General features: G+C 62.9%; 8 protein-coding genes. All 8 read left to right on the top strand.

The annotated features are described in order from the left end of the window. The first annotated feature begins 189 nt into the window (after positions 1-189). The 8 genes from X727_RS148510 to X727_RS148545 all read left to right on the top strand — a co-directional run bounded on the left by X727_RS148510 (position 190) and on the right by X727_RS148545 (position 12507). The gene (locus X727_RS148510; RefSeq protein WP_023670724.1) at positions 190-1206 is read left to right on the top strand and encodes a sugar ABC transporter substrate-binding protein; all 1017 of its coding nucleotides are present in this window, start codon (positions 190-192) and stop codon (positions 1204-1206) included. Positions 1207-1356: 150 nt separating this feature from the next. Next, entirely contained in the window at positions 1357-2418 is a 1062-nt protein-coding gene (locus tag X727_RS148515; RefSeq protein ID WP_023670725.1) for an ABC transporter permease, read from the top strand. Continuing rightward, positions 2415-3197 (top strand): ATP-binding cassette domain-containing protein, encoded by a 783-nt coding sequence (locus X727_RS148520; RefSeq protein ID WP_023670726.1) that lies wholly within the window; start codon positions 2415-2417, stop codon positions 3195-3197. The genes X727_RS148515 and X727_RS148520 overlap by 4 nt, the downstream gene beginning before the upstream one ends. Positions 3198-3337: 140 nt before the next feature. Further along, complete coding sequence (locus X727_RS148525; protein WP_023743703.1) at positions 3338-5800, top strand: glycogen/starch/alpha-glucan phosphorylase; 2463 nt, start codon at positions 3338-3340, stop codon at positions 5798-5800. Positions 5801-5871: 71 nt separating this feature from the next. After that, positions 5872-8085 (top strand): 1,4-alpha-glucan branching protein GlgB, encoded by a 2214-nt coding sequence (glgB, locus tag X727_RS148530; protein ID WP_023829104.1) that lies wholly within the window; start codon positions 5872-5874, stop codon positions 8083-8085. 59 nt (positions 8086-8144) lie between these two features. Then, positions 8145-9410, top strand: a complete 1266-nt coding sequence (gene glgC, locus X727_RS148535; RefSeq protein ID WP_023715696.1) for a glucose-1-phosphate adenylyltransferase — start codon at positions 8145-8147, stop codon at positions 9408-9410. A 19-nt stretch (positions 9411-9429) separates the two neighbouring features. Beyond that, on the top strand, positions 9430-10875 hold the full coding sequence (gene glgA / locus X727_RS148540; protein ID WP_023684577.1) for a glycogen synthase GlgA: 1446 nt from the start codon (positions 9430-9432) through the stop codon (positions 10873-10875). 3 nt (positions 10876-10878) lie between these two features. Further along, positions 10879-12507: an alpha-D-glucose phosphate-specific phosphoglucomutase gene (locus X727_RS148545; RefSeq protein WP_023834456.1), complete on the top strand. Its 1629-nt coding sequence runs from the start codon at positions 10879-10881 to the stop codon at positions 12505-12507. Positions 12508-12522: the final 15 nt, after the last annotated feature.

Genomic DNA, 12522 nt, shown 5'->3' with positions numbered 1-12522 from the left:
GCGGCAGAATGAGTGAACCGCGCAAAGCTGTCAATAATAAATAAGAGTGATTTAATTATTGACAGGCGGCTCCCGCTGGTGTCATTTGAGGGCGCGTCCACACTGGGAGAACTTCAGTGGATGCGCTCGAGATGCCGGTTGGCGGCATCCGCATAGTTCCATGGGAGGAAGATCGTGACCAAAGCATTATTGAAGTCCACCGTGTTCGCCGCGGCGGGCCTCGGCCTGATGGCGTTTGCTTCGACAGCATCGGCCGCCGGCGTCGGCGCCTGCCTGATCACCAAGACCGACACCAACCCCTTCTTCGTCAAGATGAAGGAGGGCGCGACCGCCAAGGCCAAGGAACTTGGCGTCGACCTCAAGACCTATGCCGGCAAGATCGACGGCGACAGCGAGAGCCAGGTGGCGGCGATCGAAAGCTGCATCGCCGACGGCGCCAAGGGCATCCTGATCACCGCGTCCGACACCAAGGGCATCGTGCCGACGGTGAAGAAGGCGCGTGACGCCGGCCTGCTGGTGATCGCGCTCGATACCCCGCTGGACCCGATCGATGCCGCCGACGCGACCTTCGCGACGGACAATCTGGAAGCCGGCAAGCTGATCGGCGCCTGGGCAGCCGCGACCCTCGGCGACAAGGCCAAGGACGCCAAGATCGGTTTCCTCGACCTGACCCCCTCACAGCCGACCGTGGATGTGCTGCGCGACCAGGGCTTCATGATGGGCTTCGGCATCGACGTGAAGGATCCCAACAAGATCGGCGATGAGGACGATGCCCGCATCGTCGGCCACGACGTCACCAACGGCAATGAAGAAGGCGGCCGCAAGGCGATGGAAAACCTTCTGCAGAAGGACAACTCCATCACCGTCATCCACACCATCAACGAGCCCGCCGCTGTCGGCGCCTACCAGGCGCTCAAGGCGGTCGGTCTCGAAAGCCAGGTGCTGATCGTCTCGGTCGATGGCGGCTGCCCCGGCGTGAAGTCGGTGACCGAAGGCGTCATTGGCGCCACCTCGCAGCAATACCCGCTGCAGATGGCGGCACTCGGCATCGAGGCGATCGCCGCCTTCGCCAAGGACGGCGCCAAGCCGAAGCCGACCGAAGGCAAGAACTTCTTCGACACCGGCGTCAACCTCGTCACCGACAAGCCGGCCAATGGCGTGAAGTCGATCGACACCAAGGAAGGCCTCGCCAAGTGCTGGGGCTGATGGCTGTCTGACAGCCAGCGACAAGCTGACGGCCGGGGGCTTGATCCCCGGCCGCTTCGGGTGGACGATGCGTCACGCGAATAATCCCGGCAGCAGACCGGACAGGCGCGAGCGGGTCTCGGCATGGAGCTGAAGCCCAGGGGAGGAAACATGGCTCAAGCACAGGAATTCGAGAAGGTTCTCTCGAGCAGCGACACAAGCGTTGCCGCCTTTGACGAGCACAAATCGGCCGTCAAGCGCATCCAGCATTTCCTGCACTCCACGCCGGCGGCGGTGCCGCTGATTGTGCTGGTCCTGTCGATCGTAATTTTCGGCATCGCCATTGGCGGGCGTTTCTTCTCATCCTATACGCTGACGCTGATCCTGCAGCAGATCGCCATCGTCGGCATCCTCGGTGCCGCGCAGACACTGGTCATCCTGACCGCCGGCATCGACCTGTCGATCGGCGTGATCATGGTGATTTCAGCCGTGATCATGGGCAATTGCGCGGTCAGCTACGGCATGCCGGCCGTGCTCGCAGTGCCCATCGGGCTTGCCGCCGGCGCAGCCTGCGGCCTGCTCAACGGTTTGCTGGTCGCCTACATGAAGCTGCCGCCGTTCATCGTCACGCTCGGCACCTGGAACATCGTCATGGCGACGAACTTCATCTATTCGGCCAACGAGACGATCCGCGATACCGATGTCGACGCCCAGGCGCCGCTGCTGCATCTCTTTGCCCTGAGTTTCAAGATCGGCACGGCGGTGCTGACACTGGGCGTCATCGCCACGGTCGTGCTCGTTTTGATCCTCTGGTACGTGCTCAATCACACCGCCTGGGGCCGCCATGTCTACGCCGTTGGCGATGATCAGGAGGCGGCGAAGCTGTCTGGTATCCAGACCAAGAAAGTGTTGATGACGGTCTACACCCTTGCCGGGTTGATCGCCGCTTTCGCTGCCTGGGTTTCCATCGGCCGCAACGGCTCGATCTCGCCGTCAGCCGCCGTCACCGACTACAACCTGCAGGCGATAACCGCGACGGTGATCGGCGGCATTTCACTGTTCGGCGGGCGCGGCTCAATTCTGGGCACCCTTTTCGGCGCGATGATCGTCGGCGTCGTCTCGATGGGCCTCAACATGCTGGGCGCCGATCCGCAATGGAAGGTGCTGCTCACCGGTGTGCTGATCATCGGCGCCGTGGCGATCGACCAATGGATCAGAAAGGTTTCGGCATGACCGTGGAACCCATCCTCACCGCGCGCGGCCTGATCAAGCGCTATGGCCGTGTCACCGCCCTCGACAATGCCGACTTCGACCTCTACCCCGGCGAAATCCTGGCCGTCATCGGAGACAATGGCGCCGGCAAATCATCGCTGATCAAGGCGATTTCCGGCGCCGCCGTGCCCGACGAAGGCGAGATCCGTCTTGAAGGCAAGGCTGTCGCTTTTAAATCGCCCATGGAGGCGCGCGAGGCGGGCATCGAGACGGTCTACCAAAACCTGGCTTTGTCGCCGGCCCTGTCGATCGCCGACAACATGTTCCTCGGCCGCGAGATCCGCAAACCCGGCTTCCTCGGCGACTGGCTTCGTATGCTCGACCGGCCCGCAATGGAAAAGCGCGCCCGCGACAAACTCACCGAGCTTGGGCTGATGACCATCCAGAACATCAGCCAGGCGGTGGAAACGCTGTCCGGCGGCCAGCGCCAGGGCGTTGCGGTGGCGCGCGCCGCCGCTTTCGGCAGCCGCGTGGTGATCATGGACGAACCGACTGCGGCACTCGGCGTCAAGGAGAGCCGCCGCGTGCTGGAACTGATCCTCGACGTCAAGAAGCGAGGCCTGCCGATCGTGCTGATCTCGCACAACATGCCGCATGTCTTCGAGGTTGCCGACCGCATCCATATCCATCGGCTCGGCCGCCGCCTATGCGTCATCGATCCCAAGCAATATACCATGTCCGACGCCGTCGCCTTCATGACCGGAGCGAAGGTTCCGCCGGAGGCTGCACTCGCTGCCTGATCCGCTCGACGGATAAATTGCCGCAGGGGAACTGGCGGCATGCTGGTCTAAATCGATTGAACGTATGTTGCGATGCACTAGGATAGGCTGGGACTGAGAGCGAAAGCCGGTATGATCGCAGCACGATCACGAGAGGCAGTATGACGCGAACAATGACAGCCAAAGCCCCCGATCTCGAAATACCCGATCCCAAGACGCTGGCCGACGAAGTCTTGCTGGCTCTCAAATACCGGGTCGGCAAAGGCACCTCCGTTGCCACGCAATATGATTGGCTGACAGCCTCGATCAAGGTCGTGCGCGACCGCATCGTCGATCACTGGATGCAGGCGACGCAGGAGGCCTACGCCCAGCAGGAAAAGCGCGTCTATTACCTGTCGCTCGAATTCCTCATCGGCCGGCTGATGCGCGATGCCTTCTCCAATCTAGGCCTGATGGACAATATGCGAGAAGCGCTCAAGTCGCTGGGCGTCGACCTCGACCTCATCGCCGGGCTCGAACCGGATGCGGCGCTCGGCAATGGCGGTCTCGGCCGGCTCGCCGCCTGCTTCATGGAAAGCATGGCGACCGTCGACATTCCCGCGCATGGCTACGGCATTCGCTACGCCAACGGCATGTTCCGCCAGGAGATCCATGATGGCTGGCAGGTCGAACTGCCCGAAACCTGGCTCGACCACGGCAACCCTTGGGAGTTTGAGCGGCGGGAGCGTGCCTTCGAGGTCGGCTTCGGCGGCTCGGTGGAATCGATCACCTCCAAGGATGGCCGGCTCGAGCGTCACGTCTGGAAGCCGACCGAGCATGTCCAGGCCGTCGCCTACGACACGCCGGTGGTTGGCTGGCGCGCCAACCGCGTCAACACGCTGCGGCTTTGGTCCGGCATGCCGGTCGATCCGATCCTGCTCGACAAGTTCAACGCCGGCGACCACATCGGCGCGCTGGCCGAAAGCAACAAGGCCGATGCCTTGTCGCGCGTGCTTTACCCCGCCGATTCCCACAAGGCCGGCCAGGAACTGCGGCTGCGGCAGGAATATTTCTTCTCCACCGCGTCGCTGCAGGACATCGTCCAGCGCCATCTCAGCCAGTATGGCGATCTCGCCTCGCTGCCCGACAAGGCGGCGATCCATCTCAATGACACCCATCCGGCGATCGCCGTGCCGGAGCTGATGCGCCTGCTGATGGACGTCCATGGCATGGATTTCGACCAGGCCTGGGATATTACCAAGCGCACCTTCGGCTACACCAACCACACGCTGCTGCCAGAGGCGCTGGAAAGCTGGCCGGTGCCGCTGTTCGAGCGGCTTTTGCCGCGCCACATGCAGATCGTCTACGCCATCAATGCGCAGGTTTTGCTTGAGGCCCGCGCCACCAACCAGTTTTCCAATGAGCAGATCAGCCGCATCTCGCTGATCCAGGAAAATGGCGACCGCCGCGTGCGCATGGGTAACCTGGCCTTTGTCGGCTCGCACTCGATCAATGGCGTGTCGGCGTTGCACACCGAACTGATGAAGGAGACGGTGTTTGCCGATCTCCACAAGCTCTATCCCGAGCGCATCAACAACAAGACCAACGGCATCACCCCACGCCGCTGGCTGATCCAGTGCAATCCAGGCCTCACCGCGCTCACCCGCGCGGCGATCGGGGACCGTTTCCTCGACGACATCGACGCCATCAAGGGGCTCGAAGCCTTTGCCGGTGACGCCGCCTTCCGCGACAAGTTCGCCGCCGTCAAGCGCTCCAACAAGGTCAAGCTCGCCAATCTGGTCGCCGACCGGCTCGGCATCAAGCTCGACCCGTCGGCGCTGTTCGACATCCAGGTCAAGCGCATCCACGAATACAAGCGCCAGCTGCTCAACATCCTGGAAGCGATCGCGCTCTACGATCAGATCCGCTCGCATCCCGAGCAGGACTGGATGCCACGTGTGAAATTCTTTGGTGGCAAAGCGGCGCCCAGCTACCACAATGCCAAGCTGATCATCAAACTGGCCAACGACGTCGCCAAGGTCATCAACAGCGACCCGTCGGTGCGCGGTCTGCTGAAAGTGGTGTTCGTGCCGAACTACAATGTCAGCCTGGCCGAGGTGATGATGCCGGCCGCCGACCTGTCCGAGCAGATTTCGACTGCCGGCATGGAGGCGTCGGGCACCGGCAACATGAAGTTCGCGCTGAACGGCGCCTTGACCATCGGCACGCTCGACGGCGCCAATGTCGAGATCAAGGAATGCGTCGGCGACGACAACATCTTCATCTTCGGCCTGAGCACGGCGGAAGTCGCCGAGCGGCGCAGCAATGGCTACAACCCGCGCGCCGTGATCGAGGGCTCCCCTGAATTGGCGCAGGCTGTTGCCGCAGTATCGTCGGGCGTGTTCTCGCCCGACCAGCCGGATCGCTACCGCGAGCTGGTCGACGGCCTCTACAACAGCGATTGGTTCATGGTGGCGGCGGATTTCGACGCCTATGCCGCCGCCCAGCGCGATGTCGACGCCGTCTGGCGCAACAGCCCCGACTGGTACGCGCGTGCGATCCGCAACGTTGCCCGCGTCGGCTGGTTCTCTTCCGATCGCACGATCCGCCAATATGCGAAAGAAATCTGGAACGTGCCCGCCTGATATGATTGCATGAGGCCACGAGCAACGGGTCTTGTGCACAAGAACTGGTTCCCAGGGAGGGACACCGCCTGATGAAGAAACCGCGCGCGACCGCGACGACGAGCGGGTCGGACGGGCTGGCGTCAGCCGGCGATGTCGCCGCAATTGTTGCAGGCACGCATGGTGATCCCTTCGCAGTGCTGGGTGTGCATGAAGCCGACAAGGGCCTGGTTGCCCGCTGCTTCGTCCCCAATGCCGAGTTCGTCACCGCCTATACGCTGACCGGCAAGAACGCCGGCGAACTCACGCGGCGCGACGACGCCGGTTTCTTCGAAGGCAGACTGTCGATCAAGAAGCGTCAGCCGCTGCGCTATCACGCCAAAAATGCCGGCGGCGACTGGTGGCTGACCGATCCCTATTCCTTCGGCCCGGTGCTCGGCCCGATGGACGACTACTATATCGCGCAAGGGTCGCACCTCAGGCTGTTCGACAAGCTCGGCGCCCATCTCCTCGACCATGAAGGCGCGTCGGGCGTCCATTTCGCCGTCTGGGCGCCCAATGCAAGGCGCGTCTCCGTGGTCGGCGACTTCAACGAATGGGACGGCCGCCGTCATACGATGCGCGACCGCCGCGACACCGGCATCTGGGAGCTGTTCATTCCCGATATCGGCGCCGGCCACCCCTATAAATACGAGATCATTGCCCCGGACGGCGTGCGCCTGCCGCTCAAGGCCGATCCGTTCGCCTTCAAGTCGGAATTGCGCCCGGCCACAGCCTCAGTGACGGCGGTGCCGCCGGCGCATGAATGGGGCGACGAGGCGCATCGCAATTACTGGCGAAAGGCCGATCCCCGGCGCGAAGCCATATCGATCTACGAGGTCCATGCCGGTTCGTGGCAGCAGCACGATGATGGCAGCTTCCTGTCATGGGACGAACTCGCCAACCAGCTTATCCCCTATGCTGTCGAGACCGGCTTCACCCACATCGAGTTCCTGCCGATCTCCGAACATCCCTATGACCCGTCATGGGGTTATCAGACAACCGGACTTTATGCCCCCTCGGCGCGCTTCGGCGACCCCGACGGCTTCGCCCGTTTCGTCGACGGTGCGCACCGCGCCGGCGTCGGCGTCATCCTCGACTGGGTGCCGGCGCATTTCCCGGTCGACGCGCATGGCCTGGCCAATTTCGACGGCACAGCACTTTATGAGCATGCCGACCCGCGCAAGGGTTTTCATCCCGACTGGAACACCGCGATCTACAATTTCGGCCGCCGCGAGGTGGTGTCGTTCCTGGTCAACAATGCGCTGTTCTGGGCCGAGAAATACCATGTCGACGGTTTGCGCGTGGATGCAGTGGCCTCGATGCTCTACCTCGATTATTCGCGCAAGGCTGGCGAATGGATCCCCAACGAGAAAGGCGGCCGCGAAAACCTCGAAGCGGTGTCCTTCCTGCAGAAGATGAACAAGGAGGTCTACGGCCACCATCCCGGCGTGATGACCATCGCCGAGGAATCGACCTCATGGCCGAAGGTCTCGGCGCCGGTGCATGAAGGCGGGCTGGGCTTCGGCTTCAAATGGAACATGGGCTTCATGCACGACACGCTGGAGTATTTCGCCAGGGAGCCGATCTTCCGCAAGCACCACCACAACGACCTGACGTTCGGCCTGACCTACGCCTTTTCCGAGAATTTCGTGCTGCCGCTGTCCCATGACGAGGTCGTGCACGGCAAGGGCACGCTGCTCGGCAAGATGGCCGGCGACGACTGGCAGAAGTTCGCGACATTGCGCGCCTTTTACGCCTTCATGTGGGGGTATCCCGGCAAGAAGCTGTTGTTCATGGGCCAGGAATTCGCCCAGCGCCGCGAGTGGAGCGAGGCGCGCGCGCTCGACTGGAACCTGCTCGACTTCCACCCGCATCGCGGCGTCTGGCAGACGGTGCGCGACCTCAACTATCTCTATCGCTCGCGCCCGGCGCTGCATGCACGCGACTGCGAGCCGGACGGCTTCTCCTGGCTGATCGTCGACGACAAGGAAAACTCGGTCTTCGCCTGGCTGCGCAGCGCGCCCGGCGGCAACCCGATCGCCGTCATTTCCAACTTCACGCCAGTGCCGCGCGACAATTATCGCGTGCCATTGCCCAAGGTCGGCAAATGGCGCGAAATCATCAACACCGACGCTTCGGACTACGGTGGTTCGGGCAAGGGCAATGGCGGTGTGGTCGAAGCCAGGGCGGAAGGAGGAGGCATTTCGGCAACGATGCTTTTGCCGCCGCTGTCGACGATCATGCTTGAACTCGTTGCGGACTAGGTCCGTCGACTCGTTGCGGACCGGGCGATGCTCCAGACTGGTAATTTGGGAGGGTAAAAATGGCAGACTTGAAGAGAACCCAGCCGCTGGCGCGCGATGCCATGGCCTATGTGCTGGCCGGCGGCCGCGGCAGCCGGCTCAAGGAATTGACCGACCGCAGGGCCAAGCCGGCTGTCTATTTCGGCGGCAAGACGCGCATCATCGATTTCGCGCTGTCCAATGCGCTGAATTCCGGCATCCGCCGCCTCGGTGTCGCCACCCAGTACAAGGCGCATTCGCTGATCCGCCACCTGCAGCGCGGCTGGAACTTCCTGCGGCCGGAGCGGAACGAAAGCTTCGACATCCTGCCGGCCTCCCAGCGTGTCTCAGAAACGCAGTGGTATGAAGGCACGGCCGACGCCGTCTACCAGAACATCGACATCATCGAGGCCTATGGCCCCGAATACATGGTCATCCTGGCCGGCGACCACATCTACAAGATGGACTACGAGCTGATGCTGCGCCAGCACGTCGATGCCAATGCCGATGTCACTGTCGGTTGCCTTGAAGTGCCGCGCTTGGAAGCGACCGGCTTCGGTGTCATGCATGTCGACGGCAAGGACAACATCATCGCCTTCGTCGAAAAGCCCGCCGACCCGCCCGGCATTCCCGACAAGCCGGAATTCGCGCTGGCCTCGATGGGCATCTATGTCTTCAAGACCAAGTTCCTGATGGAACAGCTGCGCCGCGATGCGGCCGAGCCAGGCTCCAGCCGCGACTTCGGCAAGGACATCATCCCCTACATCGTCCAGCATGGTAAGGCGATCGCGCATCGCTTCGCCAAATCCTGCGTGCGCTCGACTGCCGAGAACGAGGCCTACTGGCGCGATGTCGGCACGGTCGACGCCTACTGGGAAGCCAATATCGACCTGACCGATATTACCCCCGAACTCGACCTCTACGACCGTGACTGGCCGATCTGGACCTATGCCGAATTGAAGCCGCCGGCAAAGTTCGTGCATGACGAGGATGGCCGGCGTGGTTCGGCCGTCTCCTCGCTGGTCTCAGGCGATTGCATCGTCTCGGGTGCTTCGCTGAAGCGCAGCCTGATCTTCACCGGCGCGCGCATCAACTCCTATTCGACGCTGGAAGAGGTCGTCATGCTGCCCGACGTTCATGTCGGCCGGAACGCAAAGTTGAAGCGCGTCGTCATCGACCACGGTGTAAGGATACCGGAAGGGCTGGTGGTTGGCGAAGACCCTGTTCTCGACGCCAAGCGTTTCCGGGTTTCGGAAAAGGGCATCTGCCTGGTCACGCAGGACATGATCGACAAGCTGAAGCTGTAAGACGGGGTACCATAAACGCATGCAGGTTCTGTCGGTCACGCCCGAGATATTTCCGCTGATCAAGACCGGCGGACTTGCCGACGTGACCGGCGCATTGCCGATCGCGCTGGCCGCCAAGGGCGTGACCATGCGCACGCTCATCCCCGGCTTTCCCCAGGTGATGGACGCCTTCAAGAAAAAGAAGGCTGTCTACCAATACCCGCTGCTGCAGGGCGGCAAGGCTTCGGTCCATGCCGTCAAGATCGCCGGGCTCGACCTGTTCGTGCTCGACGCGCCGCATCTCTACGACCGTCCCGGCGGCCCTTACGGCAATGCGGCCGGCGCCGATTGGCCCGACAATTGGCGGCGTTTTGCTGCGCTGAGCCAGGTCGGTGGCGATATCGCCGGCGGCGCCATTTCCGGCTACCAGCCGGATCTCGTCCACGCCCATGACTGGCAGTCGGCGATGACGCTGGCCTATATGCGCTACGGCAAGGCGGTCGGCGTACCGTCGCTGATCACCGTGCACAATCTTGCCTTCCAGGGTCAGTTCGGCGCCGGCATTTTTGGCGAGCTCGGCTTGCCGGCCGCGGCGATGGCGCTTGACGGCGTCGAATATTATGGCGGCGTCGGCTTCCTCAAGGCCGGCCTGCAGGCGGCCTGGGCGATCACCACGGTGAGCCCCACCTATGCCCAGGAAATCCGCTCGCCGGAATTCGGCATGGGCCTCGACGGCCTCATCAACATGCGCTCTTCCGACCTCTACGGCATCGTCAACGGCATCGACACCGACATCTGGAACCCGCAGACCGACAAGCATCTGGTGTCGGCCTACTCCGCCGCGACGCTGAAGGCTCGCCTTCCCAACCGGGCGGTTGTCGAGGACCGCTTCAGCCTCGAGCGCGACGACAGTCCGATCGTCTGCGTCGTCAGCCGGCTGACCTGGCAGAAGGGCATGGACATACTGGCGGCTGTGGTCGACGGCGTCGTCGCCACCGGCGCGCGGCTGGCGATCCTTGGCTCAGGCGACGCCGGCCTGGAAGGCGCGCTGCTGGCTGCAACCGCCCGCCATCGCGGCCGTGTCGGCGTCGTCGTCGGCTATGACGAGGGGCTTTCCCACACCATGCAGGGCGGCTGCGACGCCATCGTCATCCCATCGCGCTTCGAGCCTTGCGGGCTGACCCAGCTTTACGGCCTGCGCTATGGCTGCGTGCCGGTCGTCGCCCGCACCGGCGGCCTTGCCGACACCATTATCGACGCCAATGAAGCAGCGATCTCGGCAGGTGTCGCCACCGGGTTCCAGTTCGCGCCCAATAGTGGCGGCGCCATGCTGCACGCCATCCGCCGGCTGGTCGATGCGCATTCGAGCCCGGCCGTCTGGGAACAGATCCAGCGCCAGGGCATGAAGGCCGATGTCTCCTGGGACAAGAGCGCCGACAAATACGTTGAACTCTACCGCCTGCTGCTTTCGAAAAGGGTTGCCTGAAGCATGATCCGGACCGTCGCCACCAAACCCTATCTCGACCAGAAACCCGGCACGTCCGGCCTGCGCAAGAAGGTGCCTGTCTTTCAGCAGGAGCACTATGCCGAGAACTTCATCCAGTCGATCTTCGACGCGCTGGAGGGCTTTGAGGGCAAGACGCTGGTGATCGGCGGCGACGGCCGCTTCTACAACCGCGAGGTCATCCAGAAGGCCATCGCCATGGCGGCGGCCAACGGCTTCGGCAAGGTGATGGTCGGGCAGGGCGGCATATTGTCGACGCCGGCGGCGTCGCATGTCATCCGCAAATACAAGACCTTCGGCGGCATCATCCTGTCGGCCAGTCACAATCCGGGCGGCCCGCACGAGGATTTCGGCATCAAGTACAATGCCGGCAATGGCGGCCCGGCGCCGGAAAAGCTGACCGACGCGATCTTCGAAAAGACCAAGACGATTTCGAGCTTCAAGACTGCCGACATCGACCAGATCGACATGGACAAGATCGGCACGGTGACCGCCGGCGGCATGGCGGTCGAGATTATCGACCCGGTCACCGACTATGCCGAATTGATGGAGAGCCTGTTCGACTTCGACGCCATCCGCGCCAATTTCAAATACGGCTTCCGCATGCGCTTCGACGCCATGCATGCGGTCACAGGCCCGTATGCCAAGGAAATCCTCGAGCGCCGGCTCGGCGCGGAGAATGGCACCTGCCGCAACTACAAGCCGCTGCCGGATTTTGGCGGCCATCACCCGGATCCGAACCTGGTCCACGCCAAGCATCTCTATGACGAGATGATGGGACCGGATGCGCCCGATTTCGGCGCCGCTTCCGACGGCGACGGTGACCGCAATCTCATCATCGGCAAGGGCATTTTCGTCACCCCGTCGGATTCGGTGGCCATGCTTGCCGCCAATGCGCAATTGGCGCCGGGCTACAAGGACGGCCTCAAAGGCATCGCCCGCTCGATGCCGACCAGCGGCGCTGCCGACCGCGTCGCCGAACAGCTCGGCATCGGCATCTACGAAACGCCGACCGGTTGGAAGTTCTTCGGCAATCTGCTCGATGCCGGCATGGCAACGATCTGCGGCGAGGAAAGCGCCGGAACCGGCTCGAACCATGTCCGTGAAAAGGACGGGCTGTGGGCGGTGCTGTTGTGGCTGAACATCCTGGCCGTGCGCGGCGAAAGCTGCAAGGACGTCGTCACCGAACATTGGGCGACCTACGGCCGCAATTACTATTCACGTCATGACTATGAGGAGGTCGAAACCGAGCGCGCCAACGCCCTGGTCGACGAGTTGCGCGCGAAGCTCGCTTCGCTGCCCGGCACCAGCGTGCGCGGCCTGAAGATCGCCAATGCTGACGACTTCGCCTATCACGATCCCGTCGACGGTTCGGTGAGCAAGAACCAGGGCATCCGCATCCTGTTCGAAGGCGGCTCGCGTGTCGTGTTTCGTTTGTCCGGCACCGGCACGTCGGGTGCTACGCTGCGCGTCTACATCGAGCGCTACGAGCCGGACAGAGCGCGGCATGATCTCGACACGCAAGAGGCGCTCGCTGACCTGATCGCGGCTGCCGATGATATCGCCGGGATCAAGAGCCACACCGGGCGCAACAAGCCGAGCGTGATTACTTGAGGGTGGTGACGTCTT

The sequence above is a fragment of the Mesorhizobium sp. L103C105A0 genome (genome assembly GCF_000502215.1).
Classification (GTDB): domain Bacteria; phylum Pseudomonadota; class Alphaproteobacteria; order Rhizobiales; family Rhizobiaceae; genus Mesorhizobium.
The sequence above is the reverse complement of the archived record's forward strand: the minus strand, read 5'-3'. Positions and strand labels throughout refer to the sequence as shown.

Bases quoted from the DNA above. Each gene is read 5' to 3' on its own strand.
- glgC (WP_023715696.1), top strand. From the start codon at position 8,145: ATGGCAGACTTGAAGAGAACCCAGCCGCTGGCGCGCGATGCCATGGCC.
- X727_RS148520 (WP_023670726.1), top strand. From the start codon at position 2,415: ATGACCGTGGAACCCATCCTCACCGCGCGCGGCCTGATCAAGCGCTAT.
- X727_RS148515 (WP_023670725.1), top strand. From the start codon at position 1,357: ATGGCTCAAGCACAGGAATTCGAGAAGGTTCTCTCGAGCAGCGACACA.
- X727_RS148525 (WP_023743703.1), top strand. From the start codon at position 3,338: ATGACGCGAACAATGACAGCCAAAGCCCCCGATCTCGAAATACCCGAT.
- glgB (WP_023829104.1), top strand. From the start codon at position 5,872: ATGAAGAAACCGCGCGCGACCGCGACGACGAGCGGGTCGGACGGGCTG.
- X727_RS148545 (WP_023834456.1), top strand. From the start codon at position 10,879: ATGATCCGGACCGTCGCCACCAAACCCTATCTCGACCAGAAACCCGGC.
- glgA (WP_023684577.1), top strand. From the start codon at position 9,430: ATGCAGGTTCTGTCGGTCACGCCCGAGATATTTCCGCTGATCAAGACC.